This window comes from Ruegeria sp. SCP11, from assembly GCF_040329455.1.
Classification (GTDB): domain Bacteria; phylum Pseudomonadota; class Alphaproteobacteria; order Rhodobacterales; family Rhodobacteraceae; genus Ruegeria; species Ruegeria atlantica_E.
This window is the reverse complement of the sequence record NZ_JBDZYG010000015.1, coordinates 93,819-114,432: the sequence shown is the minus strand read 5'-3', so window position 1 is coordinate 114,432 and position 20,614 is coordinate 93,819. Positions and strand designations below refer to the sequence as shown.

The window sequence follows — 20,614 nt, the reverse complement described above, 5'->3', positions numbered from 1 at the left end:
GAGGTAAACCGTAAAAGGCCCTCCACAAGCCAGCGTGGCCCGTTCGTCTATCGGTTAGGACGCCAGGTTTTCAACCTGGAAAGAGGGGTTCGATTCCCCTACGGGCTGCCACTTGTGCTTGTTTGGACCAAGTGGCCCGTTCGTCTATCGGTTAGGACGCCAGGTTTTCAACCTGGAAAGAGGGGTTCGATTCCCCTACGGGCTGCCATTTCATCCTCACACTCCGAACTTGTCGCGACACAGATCCTGAATCTGGCCCCAGATCGATTTGAATTCCGGCGTGTTTTCCGCAGCGTAGTGAAAGTTTTTCAGCAATCCGGTGAGCTGCGTGAACACCTGCCGAACTTCGGTCTTATCCGTGAATTCTGACGTCGATTGGGTCACATCATACACCAGCTTGAATGTCATCTTCTGACGCTCAAGCGGTACAGTTGCATCAACTTTGTCGAACGCGTCCTGCTGCAGGTAGACCATATCCACGAACAGCGCCTTTTGTTGAGTAACGAAATCCTCGATGGTGACGCCCTCTTCGCCCGTAACCTGCATCATCTGATCGACCTGCTCGCCCTTTTCGATCAAATCCAGAAGCTCGCGCACTTTTTGGGTCCAGCCCGGCTCTGCATTCTTGTCGTACCAGTCCGATAGCTGATCCGTGTAGCGCGACCAGCTGAGCATCGGGTCGACCGCCGGGTAGAACCGCTTGTAGGCGCGCTCCGAGGACAAGCCGAGGAAGCACTTTACCGTGGACAAGGTGGACTGCGTGACCGGCTCGTCAAAGTTACCGCCCGCAGGTGAGACGGTGCCGATCAGGGTCAGGCTGCCCAGATCGCCGTCATTGGTTTTCACTGCGCCTGCGCGCTCGTAAAGACCCTTGATTGAGCTTTCGAGATAAGCGGGGAAACCTTCTTCGCCCGGGATTTCCTCAAGCTTCCCGGACGTTTCGCGCATCGCTTGCGCCCAACGGCTGGTGCTGTCTGCGATCAGCAGCACGTCGTAACCCATCTGGCGGTAGTACTCGCCTAGTGTGATGCCAGTAAAGATCGATGCCTCACGCGCGGCGACGGGCATTGAGGACGTATTGCATATGATGATCGTTCGATCCATCAGGCTGCCGCCTGTGGTCGGGTCGGTCATCTTTGGGAATTCATGAATCGTCTCAACCACCTCACCCGCGCGTTCTCCGCAGGCTACGACGATCACGATATCCACTTTGGCGTTTCGGGCGATCAGGTTTTGAAGCACCGTCTTGCCCGCACCGAACGGTCCGGGAATACAGGCTGTTCCCCCGCGCGCGATGGGGAAGAACGTGTCGATCAGGCGCTGAGAGGTCAGGACCGGCTCGGTCGGATAGAGCCGCTCGGAAAGGGCGCGTTTCAGGATGCTTTCTGGCAGAGGTCGACGCACCGGCCATTTCTGAGAAAGGGTCAGCGTATGCTCTCCACCCTGTGCGTCCTCAAGACGCGCAACAGTGTCGTGGATTGTGGCCGCGCCTTTCTGGACCCAGACGACCTTGTAGTCCCCCACCCAATTGAAGGGCAGCATGATCTTATGGCTGAAATGACCCTCGGGCACCGTGCCGATACTGTCGCCCGCAGTCACCGTATCGCCAACCTTGACCGAGGGCGTAAAGGACCACTTCGCCTGATCGTCCAGCGGAGCCACATCCGCACCGCGCGGCAGGAATGTTCCGAACTCGGCAGCCACCTTGGGCAGCGGCGATTGCAAGCCGTCAAACACCTGCCCCAGCAGACCCGGCCCCAGTTCGACCGATAGCAACTGTCCCGATTGTTCGACCGGGTCGCCAACGGCGACACCATCGGTACTCTCATACACTTGCACATCCGCCGTATCGCCACGTACACGCAGCACTTCTGCTTTCAGGCGCTCTTGACGACCACCAGGACCGTGGCGTGTAGGCAGGATGAAAACAACCTCGTTTTTTACCAACTGCCCCGGCTGGCCCGAAGCATCATGATCGGCCTGTATCCGCACCAGCCCCTCCTGCACCGAGACAACGCGGGCGGTGGCGGTCTGCGTGGCGGGGGTTGGGGCTGTCATGCGCTTGCTCCATCAAAACCGATCTCGGCGACGCCGGCCATGGCCTGCAGCGCCAGATGCTCAAATCTCTTGGCCGCGTCCTGCGCATTGCTTTGCGCCCAGCGGTCGAAAATGTTCCAGATCAGCACGTAGATCGCCACCGCTTCGAAATCGAAATAGTGACGTGCGGCGTGCCGTTTGAGTTGCTTTTGACTGACCGACAAAAGCAGCCGTTCTAACCCCAAAGGGTCTTCGGCGTCGAGCAACTGCTTGGCCTCTTTAATCCACGGCATCGGCCCGTCCAGCTTGAAGGTCGGGTCGCTCCAGTTAGCCGGAATGTGGCGGCTCCATCGTCCTATGCCATAGGCTCCAGTTGGAGGGTTACCCCCCTGCTTGCGCAAGCGCAGCGCGGCTATGGCCGTGCGCAGGTCCATCCTTTCGATAAAGACCTTTCGCAATGTCGGTTGTGGGATGTCCCTCAATGCCTCTTTGCACCGCTCAATTGCCTGAGCGTCAGTGACGTCCATATCGTAGTCGCTCCAGTTCAGAGCATGCTCCAACACCTTCAAAACACGCGCGTCCTCAGGCTTCAGCGCGCTCAAACGCCTGTCCAGCCGCAATCTCGACAAAGGCGGCTGTTTGGCCACAAACAACCGCTCTGAGCCCAGCAGGCTGCTTATCAGTGCGATATAGGCATCGGGGTCCGGCATCTCAGCGGATCACCCCTTCCAACACAGCGCGGAATCGGGGTTGTAGATGCTCCATCAGCAACGAGGCTACAGCTTTGTCTGTCAGGTCCAGCACTACTCCCTGATCCTCGGCCCTCACCCGGATGCCGTCCTGTGCGTCGTCAGAGGCGTGTAGTTCCACCTGCTCGCGTAGCATCTCGGCGGTCAGACCAAGCACGTATTTGGTCAGCTTGCCCGACTGGATATCATCAGCGTTTTGCTTGATGTCCTCTTGTGTAGCGATCTTGGCTGGTAGGATGACTTGTACTTTGCCGTCGAGGTTTGCTCTCTCAGCGGCTCTGCCAACGACTTCAAGGATCATCTGTTTCAGCAGGTCCGGGTCGGTCATTTCCTTGGTGACCAGACGTTCGACATCTTCACGAAATCGATCCGTCAATCCGGCCTTCATCGTCAAGACCGCATCACGCATAGCGGTGTTCAGCGCCTCTTCTCCGGCCGCGCGATAGTTGTCGGAGTCCGAGCGCGCCTTTTTCTGATACTCTTCAGCCTCGCGCTTGGCGTCGGTCAGAATTTTCGCCGCCTCAGCCTTGGCATCAGCCCTCAGTTTCTCCGCATCCGCCTGACCGGCAGCCACCCCATCGTTTCTCAGCTTATCGATCAGGGCGTCGACACCGTGCGAGATCATCCCATCCTGTGCCATCAGCTAATCCCCGCGCTGATGACGAGGGCGAAGACAAAGGCAAAAACGCCGAAGCCCTCGATAATCGCGGCAGGTGCCAGCGACAGGCCAAATATCTCTGGTTTCTCTTTGGTTGCGTTAATCGCCGCCGCACAAGCCCGCCCTTGCCAGATGCCGCAATACATCAGCGCGATGCCGGACAGGATACCAATCCCGAACAGCCCACCTGCGTTTTCCGGCGTCACGTCTCGGTTCAGGGTAAACATGATGACGATACCGTAGATCACCATGGTTGACGGAAAGGCCGAGACACCGACAAAACGGCCATAGCCGCCGTCGGTTTCGGTCATCGCGCCGATACTGGCCATGCCCGCAATCGAACAGCCAATCGCGCTGGCCGCCGCGCCCAGCGCCATGGGCGCGTAGATGCCCAGCCAACCCAATGTGAGAACAAGCTCATTCATTCCTGAACCTCCTTGCGGGCGAACGGGCGAAAGACGATGCCTTCGTCCGGCAGACCCCATTTAAAGAATTCGATGTAATTGAGACGTAACCCGTGGACGACGCCGCTCATCATCGCGAGAGCGAAGTTAAGAATATGGCCGATGATCAGAATCAGCAGCGCGAACAGAATGCCCGGCCCTTTCAAAGCGTGCATCACCGAAACGGCCAGATCGTTGAAGGTGATCGCCAGCGAGGCCGAGGCCAAACCCAGCGCAAACAGGCGCATATAGCTGAGAACGTCCCCAAAGGCGCCCATCGCCCCGGCCAGAGCTTGGATACCATCGATCAGGCGCCATACCCAATCGGTTGGTTTTTTGATCTGTCGTTCGCTGGAATACAGGAGGATACCCAGAACGCCCGCACCGAGGATCACAGCGCCCGGCGTCGGGTTGTCGCCCTTCATATAGCTGAGCCACAGGACAAAGCCTCCTATCAGCGCCGCAATCCAACCCAAATTGGCAATCGCCTTGCGCTGTCCCCAAGCGGCACGTGCGGCCAGCGCGTTGGCCAGCACCAAGTGCAGAACACCGACAACGATTGATACCATCATCATCGCGCCGAAATTGTTCAAATCGAGAATTTTGACCTTGGCGAGGATCGACCCGTCGGGCGGTGCCACCCCGAAGTAACTGCCGACCAGAACACCATAAAGAATTGTCGCGCCGGAAATGATCAGCCCATACAGCCGCCACGAACGTTGCCCAACCGTCCCGTCCATACGTTTCCAGAACAGGAGCAGACCCAAAAGAATGACGGCTCCATAGCCCGCATCAGCAACGATCATCGCAAAGAAGAACGCGAAGGAGGCCGCGACGATAACGCTTGGGTCCCAATCCTTGTAGCCGGGCACTTGATAAAACAGCGCCAAGTCGATGGCAGCGCTGCGTTTTTCCGGTTGCTCCAGCAACGTGGGTGGCGAGTCGTCTGGCCCCGGCTCTTCGATCAATACAGCCGCGTCCCTGGCATGCGCCATGTCCAGAACCGCTTCGATCCGATCCTCGGGTACCCAGCCCTGCAAGGCAAACATCGCTTCTTCGTCGCGCACTTTCTGTGTTGCATGAGCCAGTTCTGCCGCACTTTCAGCCGCGGACAGATTGCGCCGCATCAGCGTCAGGTATCGCGTCTGAGCGACCCGCTCGGCCTCAAGCGCTTCGATGGCGATTTCGGCCTCCTCCAGCTGCGCCTCAAGCTCATGTATGGGCAGTGAGCCGGTATGCGTGCGAGCCACGGGCAAAATATCGTCGGCGGGTTCATCCGGGGAAATGAGGACGGCATAGACGAAACGGTGATCCTGCTCCAGAATTGCCCAAGGCAGCGTTAGCTGCTCCAGGGCGTTTCGGTGCTTCATTGGCAGCTGGTAGAACCACAACCGATTGCCGGCCAGCACGTCATTGGGTGGAAAATCCAAGTCTCCCCATGGCCGCACCTGAGAAATCCGATGCGCAAGAAAATCACGCCGATCCGTCATGTCGCGGCTGCGCTGCATCAGGTCCAGCACGTCTTTGACGAAGTGCTCCATATCAAAGTCCGGATCACGTTGTATCTGACGTCGCAGCTCAGGCACATCTGTCAGGAAACGCAACGTCTTATAGGCATCTCTTGCACCGCGTTCACTGATCTTCTCGGGCTCTGCTGGCGGAGGCGCCAGCGGTAGCACGTGCATACACCCGAGCTCCTGCAACGCCTCAAGCGTCTCTGTCTTCTGCGCCGCCCGTCCCACTAGCGAGAGTTTCTTGAGCCGCGCGACACTCATGACACCGCCTCCTGCGCGTGTTTACGCTTAGAGATTTTCGAGCGCACGACAGACTGCATCTGCTCGTCGCTCAAGTAAATCCGGATTTTCTTGATATTGGCCTTGGCCCGCGGGATCAGGACCTTTTCGAACAGGTTGACACGTTGGGTAATCGTGGCGACGGCCTTGTCGAAAATCCGAACCCGTTCCTCGGCCACTTTGACCCGAAGGCGCGCCTCGATCATGTCATGCAGCATCTGCGCGGCAGCATCGACCCAATGTGGTTTGGCTAGCAGAGAATATGGACGAACCGCGACATCAATCCGATCAAGGGCTGGCATTTTGACGCCCACGACATTGACCTCTTTGACCTTGTAGTCCTTGAGCTCTACCAGCCCGTCCAGATCAACACCCTGTTGTGCCAGCATCGGCAGCTTGGCTCCGATCTGCTGGGCCAAGTCTTTCACCTCTTCCTCCAGACGCCGCACATCCTCGCGCGCCTTGACCCGTTCCGCCATCAACTGCTGGCGCTTCAGGTCCAGCGACGGCAGGAACCGTTCATAGCTTTTCAGCTGCGTCTGCTGGCGGGCCAGCGACGATTTATTCAGCTGCAACCGCGCCATCGGCATCCTTTGGGAAATACTTGTCGACCAAGGCCTGCTTCATCAGCAACTGTTCAGGCTGGAAGCACTCAGCCAGCGTTTTCCAGCCCAAATCCAGCGCCTCCTCCAACGGGATGGATACGTTGATATCCATGAACCGCGACCGGAACAGCGCGCCGAATTTCAGCAACTGATGATCGTAATCCGACAGGTCAAACGCCATCGCCTGTTTCTGCGCGGCATCACGGCTTTCCGAGTAGAAACGGATCATCGTGTTCATGATCTGGCCGTGATCTTCGCGGGTTGTCTTGCCGATTACGTTCTGCTTGAGGCGCGAGAGGCTGCCGAACGGATCGATCACGCCGGAATGCAGATAGAACTGCCCTTCGGTGATATAGCCCGTGTTGTCCGGCACCGGGTGGGTCACGTCATTGCCCGGCATCGTCGTCACGGTCAGAACGGTCACGGACCCGCCCTTGGCGTAGTCGCAGGCTTTTTCATAGCGCCGCGCCAATTGCGAATAGAGGTCGCCCATGTAACCGCGCTGCGAGGGAACACGCTCCTGACTGATGCCAACCTCTTTCATCGCGTCGGCAAAGGCTGTCATGTCGGTTAACAGGACCAGAACTCGCTTGCCCTCTTCCACCGCGAATTTCTCGGCCACGGCCAGCGCCATGTCAGGCACCAGAAGGCGTTCCACCAGAGGGTCCATCGCCTGATTGACAAACATCACGGTCCGCGAAAACACGCCCGCATCCTCAAAAGACGTCCGGAATGTGTGGTAGTCGTCAAAGATCAGTCCCAACCCGCCGAACACTACGATATCGGCATCTGCCTGAATACCGATTCGGCTGAGAAAGGCGTTGAACGGCTCACCCGAGACGGAAAAGATCGGGATTTTCTGGCTCTCGACCAGCGTATTGAACACGTCGATCATCGGCACATCGGTGCGGATCATCTTGTTAGGAACCGCACGCTCGGCCGGGTTAACGGTCGGCCCACCAATGTCGATCCTCGGCTCGGCTGACAGGTCCGGCCCACCGTCGATCTCTACCCCTGCCCCATCGAAAACGCGCCCCAGAATGTTGGCTGAATAAGGTGTCTGCATCGGGTGGCCAAGGAAGGTCGCTGTCGCCTCGGTCGAAATCCCTTTGGTGCCCGAGAACACCTGCAGCGTCACCACATCCCGGTCGATGAAGATCGCCTGGGCCAGTGTTTTATGCCCGTCGACTGTCTCAATCACCGCGAGATCATTGAAACGTACTGCCGCGTCAGAAGACCCGTCCAGCGGTACCCTGACCTTGATCGTGTCCCCCACAATTTCCAGAACACGAGTGTATTTCAACAGACTCTGGGACATTGGCTATCCTCATGCGTCCAAGTGATTTTGGCTAATCGTCGCCGCGATGGTCAGCAGCATTTTTTACAATCGTCGGTGCAGCTTACAACGAATTCACGAATTGGCAACCGAGGATGAGACCACACCCCGAAACCGGCGAAACTCTCAATTACTAAAAATTTAGTTTGACACATATGCAATAAATCGCCGATGCTGTTCGCCATCCGGTTCGCGCCGGAAACCATAATCTTTGGGAGGAGACAGATGCGGAGACATCTACTTTCCGCAGTGGCGGCGGCTGCCGTCATTGCGGGGCACGGTTCTGCTTGGGCAGACGAAGCCGCAGCACAACGTTGGATCGACGACGAATTCCAGCCATCGACCCTGTCGAAAGACGAACAGATGGCCGAGATGAAGTGGTTCATCGAAGCTGCACAACCCTACGCCGGCATGGAAATCAACGTCCTGTCCGAGGGTATCCCCACCCACTCGTATGAATCCGAGGTTCTGACCAAGGCGTTCGAGGAAATCACCGGCATCAAGGTCAACCACCAAATCCTCGGTGAGGGTGAAGTGGTTCAGGCTGTACAGACCCAAATGCAAACGGGTCGGAACCTGTATGACGGCTACGTCAACGACAGTGACTTGATCGGCACCCACTCGCGTCTGCAACTGGCATATCCGCTGACCGACATGATGGGCGGCGACTGGGCGGCGACAACCTCGCCGACGCTGGATCTGGATGACTTCATGGGCATTCAGTTCACTACCGGCCCGGACGGCAAGCTGTATCAGCTGCCCGACCAGCAGTTCGCCAACCTCTACTGGTTCCGCAAAGACTGGTTCGATGACGAGGACAACAAGGCCGCTTTCAAAGAAAAGTACGGCTATGACCTTGGTGTTCCGGTCAACTGGTCTGCCTATGAGGACATCGCCGAATTCTTTACCAACGACGTCAAAGAAGTCGACGGCGTGGCGATCTATGGCCATATGGACTACGGCAAGCGCGCGCCTGACCTTGGCTGGCGTATGACGGACGCTTGGCTGTCGATGGCTGGTGCTGGCGACAAGGGCGAGCCGAACGGCGTTCCGGTTGACGAATGGGGCATCCGCATGGAAGCGGGCACCTGTAACCCAGTTGGCGCTTCGGTGTCCCGCGGTGGTGCCGCCAATGGCCCGGCCGCGGTCTATGCGATCCGTAAGTGGGACGAGTGGCTGCGGGCTTATGCGCCTCCGGGTGCTGCGTCGTATGACTTCTACCAGTCGCTGCCGGCGCTCAGCCAGGGCAACGTCGCCCAGCAAATCTTCTGGTACACCGCCTTCACCGCCGACATGGTGAAGCCGAAGTCCGAAGGCAACAACACCGTGGATGACGAAGGCACGCCGCTGTGGCGGATGGCGCCCAGCCCGCATGGCCCCTACTGGGAAGAAGGCCAGAAGGTTGGTTACCAAGACGTGGGGTCCTGGACCTTCTTGAAATCGACCCCTGAGGATCGTGCTCAGGCGGCTTGGCTCTACGCTCAATTCGTGACCTCCAAGACTGTCGACGTGAAGAAGTCCCATGTGGGTCTGACCTTCATCCGCGACAGCTCGGTCAATCACGAGTCGTTCACCGAGCGCGCACCCAAGCTGGGTGGTTTGGTCGAGTTCTACCGCTCGCCTGACCGTGTGGCATGGTCGCCGACCGGCATCAACGTGCCAGATTATCCGAAGCTGGCCCAGATCTGGTGGCAGCAGATCGGTGACGTAAACTCGGGTGCCTTCACGCCGCAAGAGGCAATGGACCGTCTGGCCGAAGAGATGGACATCACCATGGCCCGCATGCAGGCCGCGGATGAAAGCGCCGGTATCTACGGTGGCTGTGGCCCGCGTCTAAACGAACCGCAGGACCCCGCCTTCTGGCTGGAGAAAGAGGGTTCGCCAAAGGCCAAGCTTGAGAACGAAAAGCCGCAGGGCCAGACCGTCAACTATGACGAACTGGTTCAGCGCTGGCAGTCTCAGTAAGCCCATGAGAACCGGGGGTGCCGTTTGCGGCATCCCCATCCCAAGACCAGTGCAGTGCACTGAAGGACCGGAACCCACGGACATGATCGAACTTCAAGACGCCACCAAACGGGTTGGCAATGTTATCCATATCAAACCGACGAACCTGACGCTGCAGACTGGCCACTTCAATGTGCTGCTGGGCGCGACAGGATCCGGCAAGACTTCTCTGATCAAGATGATGGCCGGGCTGGACCCGATCGCCTCAGGCAAAGTCTTCATGGATGGGCAAGACGTCACAAAGCTGAATACTCAGAAGCGGCAAATCAGCCTGGTGCACCAGTTCTTCGTGAACTACCCGCATATGACAGTATTCGACAACATCGCCTCGCCGCTGCGTGTAGCCGGCATGGCGAAGTCCGAAATCGAAGGCCGCGTGGAAGAGGCCGCCGACCTGCTTCAACTGCGCCCCATGCTGCACCGACGCCCGCACGAACTGTCAGGCGGGCAGCAACAACGGACCGCTTTGGCCCGTGCTATTGCCAAGGAAAGCCGCGCCGTGTTTCTGGACGAACCACTGGCGAACCTCGACTACAAGCTGCGTGAAGAACTGCGCGAGCAACTGCCTGACCTGTTCGCGGGGCGTGGTGCCGTTGTGGTCTACGCCACTTCGGAGCCCGAAGAGGCGTTACTTCTGGGTGGGTACACAGCTCTGATGGAAGACGGCCGCGTCACCCAGTTCGGCCCAACCGCTGACATTTATCGCAATCCAGAAAACATCGCCGCGGCGCGTGTGTTCTCGGACCCGCCGATCAACGTGGCGCGTATCACCGTGACTGGTGCGCAGGCGCAACTGGCGGGTGGCGGCGGCTGGCCGGTCGGCAACATGGCTGACGGAGACTACATGGTCGCTGTCCGTCCACACCGGGTGACACCCTTCCGCAACTCGGAAACTGACGTGGAACTAACCGGTCGCGTGATCGTCACCGAACTATCCGGCTCAGACTCAAGCGCGCATTTCCAGCACGGAGATAACGCCTGGGTATCGCTGGCCGCAGGCGTGCACCCCTATCAGGTTGGCGAGGATCACAGTTTCTACATGAACCCGGCGCATTGCCGGTATTTCGGCCAAGACGGCCAAAGGGTGGCCTGACATGGCACAGATCAAACTTTCAAACCTGCGACACAGCTATATGCCGACGCCGAAAGGCCCCGAGGACTATGCGCTGAAGGAAATCGACGTGACCTGGCGCGATGGCGGAGCCTATGCGCTGCTGGGGCCTTCGGGCTGTGGCAAATCAACACTGCTGAACATCATCTCGGGCCTGCTGACGCCGTCCGAGGGGCAAATTCTGTTCGATGGTCGGGACGTGACCGCCCTGCCCCCCGATCAGCGCAACATCGCGCAGGTGTTCCAGTTCCCAGTGATCTACGACACGATGACCGTAGGTGAAAACCTAGCCTTTCCGCTGAAAAACCGTGGCGTGGATACTGCAACCATCGAACGGCGTGTGTCTGAGATCGCCGAGATGTTGGACGTCACGGATATGCTGAATACCCGCGCTTCAGGTCTGAGTCCCGATAACAAGCAGAAAATCTCTATGGGCCGTGGTTTGGTCCGTGACGATGTGAACGCAGTGATGTTTGATGAGCCACTGACCGTGATCGACCCGCATCTGAAATGGAAACTGCGGTCGAAGCTGAAAGAGCTGCACCAGCGTGTGCAGGCCACGATGATCTACGTGACCCACGACCAGACCGAAGCGCTGACCTTCGCGGATGAGGTCGTGGTGATGCAGGAAGGCGAAGTGGTGCAGATCGGCACACCAGTTGAGCTTTTCGAGCGCCCTCAGCATACCTTTGTGGGCCACTTCATCGGATCACCTGGCATGAATGTCCTGCCCTGCGAGGCCAAGGGCGACCGCGCGGTGTTCGAAGGTCATGAGGTGATGCTGGAAGGCCCGACCCATGGCGAGGGTGGCCAAACCGATCTGGGCATACGCCCTGAATATGTAGGGTTTGGTGACACCGGCATTCCAGCAAATGTGACCAAAGTCTCAGACATTGGTCGCCACTACGTGGTCAGCGCGATGGTCGGCAATACTGCCCTCAAGGCCGTAACCGAACACAGCGTGCCAGAGCCGGGCTCACAGGTCTTCCTGCAATTCAAACCAGAACAATCCCGCGTCTATCGCGATGGCTGGATCGCAACCAAGGAGCGGGCGCAATGAGAACGGAAAACCAAAAGGCATGGTTCTTTGTCCTGCCCGTGCTGGCATTGGTCGCGTTCAACGCGCTGGTGCCTATGATGACGGTCGTCAACTACTCGGTGCAGGAGACCTTCGGTAACAACCAGTTCTTCTGGGAAGGTCTGGGCTGGTTCGAACAAATCCTGCGCTCTGATCGGTTTCAGGCCGCGCTGGGGCGTCAATTCCTGTTTACTTTCCTGATCCTGCTGATCGAGGTGCCGTTGGGCATCATCGTAGCCCTGTCTATGCCACGCAAAGGCTTCTGGGTGCCGGTATGTCTGGTGCTGATGGCCCTGCCCATGCTGATCCCGTGGAACGTGGTCGGGTCGATGTGGAATATCTTTACCCTGCCCAAAATCGGTTTGCTGGGGTACTTCCTGAATGACGTACTGGGCATCAACTATGACATGACGCAGCAGCCGCTGTCGGCATGGATTACGGTCATCGTCATGGATGTCTGGCACTGGACTTCTCTGGTTGTCTTGCTCTGCTACGCGGGCCTCGTGTCGATCCCGGACGCCTACTATCAAGCGGCCAAAATCGACGGGGCCAGCCCCTGGTCGGTGTTCCGCTATATCCAACTGCCAAAGATGAAAACCGTCCTGACCATCGCCGTTCTGCTGCGCTTCATGGACAGTTTCAACATCTACACCGAGCCCTTCGTGCTGACCGGCGGTGGCCCCGGCAACTCAACCACCCTGTTGTCGATCGACCTTGTGAAGATCGCGCTGGGACAGTTCGACCTTGGCCCCGCAGCCGCGATGAGCTTGATCTACTTCGCCATCACGCTGCTGGTTAGCTGGGTCTTCTACACTCTGATGACAAAGGATGACGCGCAATGAAGAAGCGGTCCCTTATCCCGATCCTCTATATCGCGTTTCTGATGCTGCCGATCTATTGGCTGGTGGCGATGTCCTTCAAGACCACGAACGAGATCCTGTCGGGCTTTTCCCTGTTTCCCCAAACGTTTACGCTGGAGAATTACATCACCATCTTTACGGACCCGACATGGTACTGGGGCTATATCAACTCGATCATCTACGTGACGATCAACACGGTGCTTTCGGTCTGTGTTGCCCTGCCTGCGGCCTATGCGTTCTCGCGCTATCGGTTCCTTGGTGATAAGCAGTTGTTCTTTTGGCTGCTGACCAACCGGATGGCCCCGGCAGCGGTGTTCGCATTGCCCTTCTTCCAGCTCTATTCGTCGATCCACCTGTTCGACACCTATCTGGCCGTGGCGCTGGCACATACACTGTTCAACGTACCTCTGGCAGTATGGATCTTGGAAGGCTTCATGCGCGGCATCCCGAAGGAACTGGACGAGACGGCCTATGTCGATGGCTACTCCTTCCCGCGCTTCTTTGTGACGATCTTCCTGCCGAACATCAAAGCGGGCGTTGGTGTGGCAGCCTTCTTCTGCTTCATGTTCTCATGGGTCGAGATGCTGCTGGCCAAGACACTCACCGCAGTCGAGGCCAAACCCATCGCCGCCGTAATGACCCGGACGGCCTCCAGCGCAGGGTATGAACTCGGCCTTCTGGCGGCTGCTGGAACCCTGACCATCATCCCCGGCGCCATCGTCATCTGGTTTGTCCGCAACTACATCGCGCGTGGTTTCGCGATGGGACGTGTGTGAGGTTCGATATGCGTAAACTTCTTCTCTCCCTCCCCTTCCTACCCTCGACGGCCTTTGCACAGGCTCAGTCCGGATGGGGCAATGTCGGCCAGCAAGAGGAAAAAGGCTTCTCGTGGACCGATCCTCTGTGGCCCGATTTCTGGATGGCCTGGACCCCGGCGACACTGGCAGTGTTTGTGGGGATCTTTTCGGCCATTGCCCTGATCGGCGTTCTAGAAGGCTTCAAGTACCGCGACGGGATCGAGCGGCGCGGTGTGTTGGGCCTGACGACCACTCTAGGTGATCGCCTGTTCATTACCCTTCTAGGTTCGGCTTATATCTTCCTCGCCTGGCTCGGGCTGGTGGGCCAACCAGTCTGGACGCCACTTTTCGTGTCCGTTGGCTGGGGCATTTTCGTCTTCTGGAAAGTTTAAGCTTTGCGAAACAGCGAAAGGATGCTTGTCTGTCAGGCATACTAAAAAATGCGACACGAAAGACCGATGCGAAAGAAAAAAACAACAAACCTTCTGACCGAAGTTGAATTGGAGTTCATGAACGAACTCTGGGCGCTAGGTCAGGGCTCGGTCCGTGACGTGCTTGATCGTCTGCCACCAGAACGCAACCTGGCGTATACATCTGGCGCAACCATCCTGCGTATTCTCGATGAAAAAGGCTTCGTCGAAAGCCGGAAGGATGGAAAAACGCTGATCTATAAGCCGCTTCTGGAAAAGGACAGGTATCAGGCGCGATCGTTGCAAAACCTGTCTCGCACTCTGTTCGACGACACACCGGCCTCGCTGGTCGCACGTCTGGTCGATGACGCGGGGCTGAGCGAATCTGATCTGGAGGAAATTCGGGCACTGGTAGAGAGGAGACTGCAAAATGACAGCGGTTAAACCGGTTCTCGACGCATATCTGGAATGGAATCTGGTCCTTGGGCTGGCTGCTCTGGTCTGGCTGATCGCACGGAGCGTTATGTCCAAAACGTCTCTGAGCCACGGGTTCGTGGCGCAACTGCGTACGCTCAAGGCACTTTGCCTCTGCGTAGTTATCAGCCCACTGCTGGCGCTGGGCGTCTCCGCCCTGGCCTCTCACACTCCGGTCAAAGGTACTGTGGCAATCGGAGATATCGCCGTGGCTGCCTATCTGCGTGGTGACATCGCCATGCCCGCCACGCAGTTCGAGGCGCTGCTGAACACACGCCAACGCTGGGTCGAAGTGCTGTTTAACGGAGACCACGCAATTGTATCCGTAGTCCTCGCGCTTATGGCGCTGGTCTCACTGGTCTACGCCGTGCGTGTGATCCGAGATGCTTTGGCCATTCGCGAGACAGTGAACGCCAGCTTCCTTTGGCGCCGCTCGACCAAGGTGGACATCCGCCTGTCGGACCGTATCGCCGTACCCTTCGCAGTACGCGGACTCTGCCGACGCCATGTCGTTTTACCCAGCCACCTGCTGGATTCCCCGCGCGAACTGCGCTTTGCCCTTGCGCATGAACTGCAACACATCCGCGCTGGAGACGTAGAATGGGAGTTGGGGTTCGAACTGTTGCGCCCGCTACTGTTCTGGAACCCGGCCTATATTGTGCTGAAATATCAGTTCGACCGCCTTCGCGAACTGGCCTGTGATCAATCAGTTGTCGCCCGCAAAGGAATTGACACCAACGACTACACCTCGTGCTTGCTGGACTATTGCGCCCGAACCGTTGTACGCGGCAGCCCACGCGTTCTGAACGTGGCACTGGTCACCGGCGGCAAGGCGAAACGAGTGCTGCGCCAACGGGTGATCGCGCTGGCGGATGCGCCTTCGGTCCAATCGTCAATGCCGTTCATGTTCCTCGGCCTGACGATCCTGTTTGCACTTATCCTTGGACTGGCCGCCGCATCGGTTCAACAGACTGAGGATTGGAGTCATGACCGCCTGATGCTCTCGACTGTGGTCAACTTAGAACGGTTGGAAGCACGCAATCAGGGCAACTGATTACCAGCCCCTCCGCCCGAACAATGCCTGCAATCGGTTTTGCCCTGCGAACGGGTCGGCAGGCTTGGGCGCGGACAAATGCGACACGATCCGCTTTACCAAAACCCAACAGACCGCCGAAAAGATCACACCACCGAGCGCCTGCCCCAGCAGCACACCGGGCGCACCAGCGATATAGGCTCCGGCAACGGCGAAGGGCCATGTGCCCAACGTGTGCCGCCCCCAGTTGACCCAGGTCGAATAGACCGGGTGGCCCAGATTGTTGAAACTGGCATTCGCGACAAATATCACTCCGTTGAAGAACGAAGCCAACGCTAAAGGCCCACAGAACAGGTAAATCAGAGCGCGTGTTTCGCCCTGCGCCTGAAACAGGTCGGCAATCGGCGCGCGTAGCAGGAACAGAGCAGCGGCCATTAGGCAGACATAGACAGCGGTGAACTTGACCCCGGCCAAAAAAGCCTCACGCACGCGGTCAAACTGACCAGCCCCGAAGTTTTGACCAACGATAGGTCCAATGGACCCGGACAAGGCAAACACGACCGAGAAGGCTACGGGTATCAGCCGTCCGATAACAGCCATACCCGCCACGGCGTCGGTGCCGAACTGGGCGATTTCACGAATGACTATGGCGTTGCCGATAGGCGTAGCGATATTGGTCAGAACAGCGGGTACGGCAATCGCGCTCACAGATCGGATATCCACCTTCACATTCCCGAACGAAGGTCGGGCAAACCCACGGTGCACACGCACTGCGGGTCTAACCGCCGCAATCAACATGCAAACACGAGCAATAACCGAAGCGATCGCTGCACCATCCAACCCAAGCCCCACCGCAAATATCAGGATCGGGTCCAATACGGCATTCGCTACCCCGCCGTAGATCGTTGCATGCATCGAGCGTCGGGCATCTCCGTAAGCACGCAAAACCGCCATTCCGGTCATCGCGACCGCCATCACCCACATGGTCGGCAGGATGATTGAGACATAGCGGGTGGCTAGATGCAGAACCTCTCCCTCTGCGCCCAGAAGCGACAAGAAGAAACTTATGTTGAACAAGACAGTTACAGACACAAGCAGACCCACTAACGCGCCGAGAACCGCCACGCTGGTACCAAATTGCCGCGCTTGTTCGGTGCGCCCGGCGCCGAGTTCACGCGCCACCAGTGCTCCGGCAGCAATAGAAAGACCAACATTGATTGAATTGGTGAAGAACAACAGCGTCCCGGCATAACCGACGGCCGCAGCCAGCGCGTCGTTTCCCAACATCGAAATGAAAATCATGTCCACGAAATCGACCGCGAAAATCGCCATCAGGCCGATACTTGTGGTGAGAGACATGCGGGTAACGTGGCCCATAAGACTGCCAGACAAGAAAACCGCTTTGCCTTCTGATTGAGTCGTCATGCGTTTTCAGCCCCTGCCCCTTGAGCCAATTTGCCCGCGTTCCTTTCGGTTCAGCAATAAAAATCTCCTCGCGTAATTCGCGGCCTCGTTTCTCAAGGCCTCCGGCGCGAATTCTTTCCAGTAGTAACTAAACAAAGACTGCAGAAGGAAATCCGGCGTTTCCAATCGAACCTCATCGGGGTTCAGCGCAACAGCCGACCTTCCAGAGACAACTTGACGATGCCGTGAACCGCGGAAAATTCAATACGCACTACTCCGCCAAACCCTAGACTTTTATCCTCTGCTTGATGAAATCGAAATGACATTTAAAAATTTTGTATATTTTTCTGATGTTTATTAAATTTACACCCGAGAAAATTATCGATTTCCAAAATCCAGGAGCGCAGAAAGTCAACAGTTTACGACTTTGTTTCTCGGTCCGGCGTTTGAGGTCGAAACCCACTTGAGGCCATTGCAGCGAGGTCTCAGCATATACGTAACGCAATAATGCCAGGGCGGAGAAAGGCACACCCTCGGCCGGCACGATCATCGTATTATCCATAAAAACTGCGGTTTAGGATCGCGCGAACACCCACAAGTCTCGCAGCGACGATTGCGCGGGTGACAAGTGCAACGTACAGTGAATCCCGTGCGTCTGCCAGAAAGCTCGCTGTTCCGGTCAAGGCGGGGATACCCTGCTCATCTGCCGCCGAACTAAGGCTTGAACCATTAACCAGTAGTTGCGCGGATTTCGGCTGGAAGCACGACACAGCTTTCCAACCCACCCAGGGCATCCGATTTTCCCAATTCAAGGCTTGCGCCGTAGGCATTCAATAGGTCAACCGCAATTGCCAATCCTAACCCATTGCCACTGACCGAGGTATCCAGACGGCCACCAGAGCGGAGTGCCTCGTGCTGAGCGTCTTCTGGAATTCCAGGACCGTCATCTTCAACCCTGATTTCAATACAGTCTGATTTTTGGGACAAGGTTAGACGCACAGTGCTACGACACCATTTGACTGCATTATCCAGTAGGTTCCCAAGAACTTCTTCAACATCCTGTGCATCCATACGCACCCAAATCTCTGGATTGTAGGCAACTATTAGATGTTTGCCTTGTTCTTCGGTGATCGTTTTGAACAGGCGAACCAACCTGCTAACAGAATTTGACAAGTTCGTTCGCGAATGGGTCAACTCTGCCGTGTTAATGGCCCTCATGCGGGCAAGCGATCGCCCTAACTGAGCGTCTATCCGACCCAGCGCTTCCTCAGCGGTTTCCGTTTTCGCGCCATCCTCGGATAAAGTTCTCAGCTCATTTCTTAAAATAGCCGTTGGTGTTTTTAAGGCATGTGCCAAATCGGCGGCCTGTCGGCGCGACCCGGACACAATGTCTCTGTTGCGACGCAAAAGTTGATTCAGATCGCCGACCAACGGAGCCACCTCATCCGGATAATCATTTGCTCTAAGGTCGAGGTCGGTGTCCCAGCGGTGAGCCACATCCGACCGTAGTTTGCGAAGTGGCCTAAGAATAACCGATGTAAGTAGCAAAGCGCTCGCGACACAGATTAATCCGACGACCGCGAACACGAGTAAAAGACTTCGTTGAGCCGCCCTCCTTTCGTTGATTAACTCAGCCCGGCTTTCTGCAACGCTAACACCCCAAACTGTACCGTCTTCATAAGTTATTTCCTGAAAGACACCACGCAGAACCTCCCCTTCGGGACCTGACGTATTCCAAATTGTTGCGCCTTCGCTGGTGGCGGGCGGTTCCTCGATGGTTTCGTCAAACAGCGAAGCCGATGTGAAAAATTCTCCAGCGCTATTTGTAACTTGCCAATAACGGCCAGAATACGGGGCTTTGTAGTTTGGATCGAACATGAGATCGCGCAACGCGTCAGGATTCTGGGTCGCGACGCTCAACCCGACGACAAGCCGCGTGTGGCGATCTTTAAGTTCGGAGTCGAACTGCTCTGACACACGAGAATCAATATATGAAAATACGGCTAGCGTACCCACTCCGACTGACAACGCCCCGGCAGCGATCCCGCCCATCAAGGCACGTTGGCGAAGTGATAACATCAGGCAGTATCGATCATATATCCACGACCTCGAATTGTTGTAATGAGGTCAGGTCCAAGCTTCTTACGCAGCCGGTTTATGAATACCGCAATGGTATTCGAGTCCCGATCTCCGTCGTATTCGTAGATGTGCTCCGAAAGCTCAGCTCTGGGGATCATACGGCCAGCGTTGTGGGCCAGATAGGTAAGCACAGCAATCTCTTGAGCTGTCAGGGTGACCGGAACGCCGTCTGCGGTCACACGCCCGTTGCGCGTGTCGAGAACAATGCTTCCCATTTCGATCACAGGATTCAGTTGCCCACTTTGACGGCGCAAGATGGCGCGGACACGTGCGGCCAGTTCGGGCAGATGGAACGGCTTGGTCATGTAATCATCCGCACCGGCATCCAAACCATCGACTCGTTCGCTCCAGCCGTCCCGAGCAGTCAGGATTAGAACTGGCGTCTTGATCCCCGCGCTACGCCAGTCGCGCAAAACGGAAGTGCCATCGCGTTGTGGCAAGCCAAGATCTAGGATGATCATGTCGTAGGATTCAGTCGTGCCCATATGCAGGGCGTCTATACCGTTGTTGACGATGTCAACGACGCGACCTTCAGCGTTCAGCAGTTTTTTTATCTGTTCGCAAAGGTGCGGTTCATCTTCCGCGAGTAGTATTCTCATATCTTATGTCTACAGGTACTTGAATAGAAAATTAACAACTATTTTTTACCGCCGCCTTTGCCGCCACCGTTACCGCCGGAGTTGCCCCCGCCGCCACCGCCGTTTCCACCGGAGTTACCCCCGCCGCCACCGCCGTTTCCACCGGAGTTTCCGCCGCCACCGCTGTTGCCGTTGCCACCGCTGTTGCCATTGCCGTTGCCACCGCTGTTGCCATTGCCGTTGCCACCGCTGTTGCCATTGCCGTTGCCACCGCTGTTGTTGTTGCTGTTGCCACGTTGATTGTTACTGTTATTGGCTTTGGCTTGAGATGCAGCATTTGCAGAGTTAGCCTGCGTGGACCTTGCCGCCTTGGAGATTTGACGACCGATACTTGAGCGGTTCGACACAACAACCCCAGTTTGTGCGTTCACGATAACGCTAATGATTGTCCCATTAGGCTTCTTGACCAAAATCCGGTAATAAACTTTGTCGGTCTGAAACGCGCGCGCATCAACTGGAGTGCCGCCATACAACTTTTCGACGCCTCGGATGACTTTCCTCAGCCGAATAGCGCCCCCCGAGGTCGTCGCCTTGCGCAATTCCGATTGTTTCATTTCGCGCGGGGCAGCGTACCCTTCTTCGACCTGAAGAAAGGAGAGGAGAGCGACTAGGCAAGTGATGACTAAAAGCTTCTTCATCCTCCGCACTCATTACAGTGTAAAAGCTACTTAAATCTAGCAAATTCCGCATTAACCCACGGTGAACAGTCGACTGACTGCAGGTTCCATGACGATGGCCTTTTATGCGCCATTGCTTCCCGATTCCGACGCAATTGTTTCACATTCAGAAACATCTACAACACCTGAACTCAACTCCCGCACAGGTCGAAACAGTTTACACCCCGACAAGCCTTTAAACAGCGAGTTCGCTAGAAATCAACTAGGTTGGATATGGCGCCCTTGTCGCAGCGTTAGCCTTTCACGACATCACAAAAGTGCAAATTTCCAAAGGTGAATCGTCTAGGATCACAGCCCACGACTCCCGCAATGGTCGAATCAAAACACTGTCTTGGCTTACGCTGGACCGCGTCAGCACTAGGCTTATG

At 56.8% G+C, this 20,614-nt stretch carries 19 protein-coding genes and 2 tRNA genes; 10 read left to right on the top strand and 11 right to left on the bottom strand.

Annotated elements, in window-relative coordinates; translation table 11 throughout:
- Positions 1 to 36: 36 nt before the first annotated feature.
- Together ABLN94_RS20185 and ABLN94_RS20180 are read left to right on the top strand one after the other, a co-directional pair.
- A tRNA-Glu gene (locus ABLN94_RS20185) sits at positions 37 to 111 on the top strand.
- Positions 112 to 133: 22 nt separating this feature from the next.
- Positions 134 to 208, top strand: a tRNA-Glu gene (locus ABLN94_RS20180).
- 8 nt (positions 209 to 216) lie between these two features.
- On the opposite strand, the gene ABLN94_RS20175 is transcribed toward ABLN94_RS20180, so the two are convergent.
- The 7 genes from ABLN94_RS20175 to ABLN94_RS20145 are packed head-to-tail and all read right to left on the bottom strand — an operon-like array spanning position 217 to position 7,603.
- Positions 217 to 2,058: a V-type ATP synthase subunit A gene (locus ABLN94_RS20175; RefSeq protein ID WP_352995853.1), complete on the bottom strand. Its 1,842-nt coding sequence runs from the start codon at positions 2,056 to 2,058 to the stop codon at positions 217 to 219.
- Positions 2,055 to 2,747: a hypothetical protein gene (locus ABLN94_RS20170; protein WP_352995851.1), complete on the bottom strand. Its 693-nt coding sequence runs from the start codon at positions 2,745 to 2,747 to the stop codon at positions 2,055 to 2,057. Before ABLN94_RS20170 ends, ABLN94_RS20175 begins: the two co-directional genes overlap by 4 nt.
- Position 2,748: 1 nt before the next feature.
- The gene (locus ABLN94_RS20165; RefSeq protein ID WP_352995849.1) at positions 2,749 to 3,426 is read right to left on the bottom strand and encodes a hypothetical protein; all 678 of its coding nucleotides are present in this window, start codon (positions 3,424 to 3,426) and stop codon (positions 2,749 to 2,751) included.
- Positions 3,426 to 3,869: an ATP synthase subunit C gene (locus ABLN94_RS20160; RefSeq protein WP_170486813.1), complete on the bottom strand. Its 444-nt coding sequence runs from the start codon at positions 3,867 to 3,869 to the stop codon at positions 3,426 to 3,428. The genes ABLN94_RS20165 and ABLN94_RS20160 overlap by 1 nt, the downstream gene beginning before the upstream one ends.
- A complete protein-coding gene (locus ABLN94_RS20155) occupies positions 3,866 to 5,662 on the bottom strand; it encodes a V-type ATP synthase subunit I (protein ID WP_352995846.1) in 1,797 nt (598 codons plus the stop codon). Before ABLN94_RS20155 ends, ABLN94_RS20160 begins: the two co-directional genes overlap by 4 nt.
- On the bottom strand, positions 5,659 to 6,264 hold the full coding sequence (locus ABLN94_RS20150) for a V-type ATP synthase subunit D (RefSeq protein ID WP_352995845.1): 606 nt from the start codon (positions 6,262 to 6,264) through the stop codon (positions 5,659 to 5,661). Before ABLN94_RS20150 ends, ABLN94_RS20155 begins: the two co-directional genes overlap by 4 nt.
- A complete protein-coding gene (locus tag ABLN94_RS20145; RefSeq protein ID WP_352995844.1) occupies positions 6,242 to 7,603 on the bottom strand; it encodes a V-type ATP synthase subunit B in 1,362 nt (453 codons plus the stop codon). The genes ABLN94_RS20150 and ABLN94_RS20145 overlap by 23 nt, the downstream gene beginning before the upstream one ends.
- Positions 7,604 to 7,846: 243 nt before the next feature.
- Here ABLN94_RS20145 and ABLN94_RS20140 point away from each other — a divergent pair, with 243 nt between their 5' ends.
- The 8 genes from ABLN94_RS20140 (at position 7,847) to ABLN94_RS20105 (ending at position 15,409) form a co-directional block, all read left to right on the top strand.
- Positions 7,847 to 9,586, top strand: coding sequence for an ABC transporter substrate-binding protein (locus ABLN94_RS20140; RefSeq protein ID WP_352995842.1), 1,740 nt, complete (start codon positions 7,847 to 7,849; stop codon positions 9,584 to 9,586).
- A gap of 82 nt (positions 9,587 to 9,668) precedes the next feature.
- Complete coding sequence (locus tag ABLN94_RS20135) at positions 9,669 to 10,718, top strand: ABC transporter ATP-binding protein (protein ID WP_352995840.1); 1,050 nt, start codon at positions 9,669 to 9,671, stop codon at positions 10,716 to 10,718.
- Between the two features lies 1 nt (position 10,719).
- The gene (locus ABLN94_RS20130; protein WP_352995838.1) at positions 10,720 to 11,796 is read left to right on the top strand and encodes an ABC transporter ATP-binding protein; all 1,077 of its coding nucleotides are present in this window, start codon (positions 10,720 to 10,722) and stop codon (positions 11,794 to 11,796) included.
- Positions 11,793 to 12,656 carry a carbohydrate ABC transporter permease gene (locus ABLN94_RS20125; protein ID WP_170392846.1) on the top strand — a complete coding sequence of 288 codons (864 nt, stop codon included), beginning with the start codon at positions 11,793 to 11,795 and terminating at the stop codon, positions 12,654 to 12,656. The genes ABLN94_RS20130 and ABLN94_RS20125 overlap by 4 nt, the downstream gene beginning before the upstream one ends.
- Positions 12,653 to 13,450, top strand: coding sequence for a carbohydrate ABC transporter permease (locus ABLN94_RS20120; RefSeq protein ID WP_058280831.1), 798 nt, complete (start codon positions 12,653 to 12,655; stop codon positions 13,448 to 13,450). The genes ABLN94_RS20125 and ABLN94_RS20120 overlap by 4 nt, the downstream gene beginning before the upstream one ends.
- A 143-nt stretch (positions 13,451 to 13,593) precedes the next feature.
- The gene (locus ABLN94_RS20115; RefSeq protein ID WP_417750537.1) at positions 13,594 to 13,863 is read left to right on the top strand and encodes a DUF2160 domain-containing protein; all 270 of its coding nucleotides are present in this window, start codon (positions 13,594 to 13,596) and stop codon (positions 13,861 to 13,863) included.
- A gap of 66 nt (positions 13,864 to 13,929) precedes the next feature.
- Positions 13,930 to 14,325, top strand: a complete 396-nt coding sequence (locus ABLN94_RS20110) for a BlaI/MecI/CopY family transcriptional regulator (protein WP_352995833.1) — start codon at positions 13,930 to 13,932, stop codon at positions 14,323 to 14,325.
- Positions 14,312 to 15,409 (top strand): M56 family metallopeptidase, encoded by a 1,098-nt coding sequence (locus ABLN94_RS20105; RefSeq protein WP_352995831.1) that lies wholly within the window; start codon positions 14,312 to 14,314, stop codon positions 15,407 to 15,409. The genes ABLN94_RS20110 and ABLN94_RS20105 overlap by 14 nt, the downstream gene beginning before the upstream one ends.
- On the opposite strand, the gene ABLN94_RS20100 is transcribed toward ABLN94_RS20105, so the two are convergent.
- From ABLN94_RS20100 to ABLN94_RS20085, 4 genes are all read right to left on the bottom strand, one after another.
- Positions 15,410 to 16,813, bottom strand: a complete 1,404-nt coding sequence (locus ABLN94_RS20100; RefSeq protein ID WP_352995829.1) for an MATE family efflux transporter — start codon at positions 16,811 to 16,813, stop codon at positions 15,410 to 15,412. It lies immediately after the preceding gene.
- Positions 16,814 to 17,521: 708 nt separating this feature from the next.
- Entirely contained in the window at positions 17,522 to 18,871 is a 1,350-nt protein-coding gene (locus tag ABLN94_RS20095; RefSeq protein ID WP_352995827.1) for a HAMP domain-containing sensor histidine kinase, read from the bottom strand.
- Positions 18,871 to 19,530, bottom strand: a complete 660-nt coding sequence (locus tag ABLN94_RS20090; protein WP_170486795.1) for a response regulator — start codon at positions 19,528 to 19,530, stop codon at positions 18,871 to 18,873. Before ABLN94_RS20090 ends, ABLN94_RS20095 begins: the two co-directional genes overlap by 1 nt.
- Before the next feature lie 38 nt (positions 19,531 to 19,568).
- Positions 19,569 to 20,207 (bottom strand): PepSY domain-containing protein, encoded by a 639-nt coding sequence (locus tag ABLN94_RS20085; protein WP_352995825.1) that lies wholly within the window; start codon positions 20,205 to 20,207, stop codon positions 19,569 to 19,571.
- Positions 20,208 to 20,614 lie beyond the last annotated feature (407 nt).

What these genes read in the sequence shown, in the direction of transcription:
- ABLN94_RS20175 (WP_352995853.1), bottom strand. Translation starts at nt 2,058, where the DNA reads ATGACAGCCCCAACCCCCGCCACGCAGACCGCCACCGCCCGCGTTGTC.
- ABLN94_RS20170 (WP_352995851.1), bottom strand. Translation starts at nt 2,747, where the DNA reads ATGCCGGACCCCGATGCCTATATCGCACTGATAAGCAGCCTGCTGGGC.
- ABLN94_RS20165 (WP_352995849.1), bottom strand. Translation starts at nt 3,426, where the DNA reads ATGGCACAGGATGGGATGATCTCGCACGGTGTCGACGCCCTGATCGAT.
- ABLN94_RS20160 (WP_170486813.1), bottom strand. Translation starts at nt 3,869, where the DNA reads ATGAATGAGCTTGTTCTCACATTGGGTTGGCTGGGCATCTACGCGCCC.
- ABLN94_RS20155 (WP_352995846.1), bottom strand. Translation starts at nt 5,662, where the DNA reads ATGAGTGTCGCGCGGCTCAAGAAACTCTCGCTAGTGGGACGGGCGGCG.
- ABLN94_RS20150 (WP_352995845.1), bottom strand. Translation starts at nt 6,264, where the DNA reads ATGGCGCGGTTGCAGCTGAATAAATCGTCGCTGGCCCGCCAGCAGACG.
- ABLN94_RS20145 (WP_352995844.1), bottom strand. Translation starts at nt 7,603, where the DNA reads ATGTCCCAGAGTCTGTTGAAATACACTCGTGTTCTGGAAATTGTGGGG.
- ABLN94_RS20140 (WP_352995842.1), top strand. Translation starts at nt 7,847, where the DNA reads ATGCGGAGACATCTACTTTCCGCAGTGGCGGCGGCTGCCGTCATTGCG.
- ABLN94_RS20135 (WP_352995840.1), top strand. Translation starts at nt 9,669, where the DNA reads ATGATCGAACTTCAAGACGCCACCAAACGGGTTGGCAATGTTATCCAT.
- ABLN94_RS20130 (WP_352995838.1), top strand. Translation starts at nt 10,720, where the DNA reads ATGGCACAGATCAAACTTTCAAACCTGCGACACAGCTATATGCCGACG.
- ABLN94_RS20125 (WP_170392846.1), top strand. Translation starts at nt 11,793, where the DNA reads ATGAGAACGGAAAACCAAAAGGCATGGTTCTTTGTCCTGCCCGTGCTG.
- ABLN94_RS20120 (WP_058280831.1), top strand. Translation starts at nt 12,653, where the DNA reads ATGAAGAAGCGGTCCCTTATCCCGATCCTCTATATCGCGTTTCTGATG.
- ABLN94_RS20115 (WP_417750537.1), top strand. Translation starts at nt 13,594, where the DNA reads ATGGCCTGGACCCCGGCGACACTGGCAGTGTTTGTGGGGATCTTTTCG.
- ABLN94_RS20110 (WP_352995833.1), top strand. Translation starts at nt 13,930, where the DNA reads ATGCGAAAGAAAAAAACAACAAACCTTCTGACCGAAGTTGAATTGGAG.
- ABLN94_RS20105 (WP_352995831.1), top strand. Translation starts at nt 14,312, where the DNA reads ATGACAGCGGTTAAACCGGTTCTCGACGCATATCTGGAATGGAATCTG.
- ABLN94_RS20100 (WP_352995829.1), bottom strand. Translation starts at nt 16,813, where the DNA reads ATGACGACTCAATCAGAAGGCAAAGCGGTTTTCTTGTCTGGCAGTCTT.
- ABLN94_RS20095 (WP_352995827.1), bottom strand. Translation starts at nt 18,871, where the DNA reads ATGTTATCACTTCGCCAACGTGCCTTGATGGGCGGGATCGCTGCCGGG.
- ABLN94_RS20090 (WP_170486795.1), bottom strand. Translation starts at nt 19,530, where the DNA reads ATGAGAATACTACTCGCGGAAGATGAACCGCACCTTTGCGAACAGATA.
- ABLN94_RS20085 (WP_352995825.1), bottom strand. Translation starts at nt 20,207, where the DNA reads ATGAAGAAGCTTTTAGTCATCACTTGCCTAGTCGCTCTCCTCTCCTTT.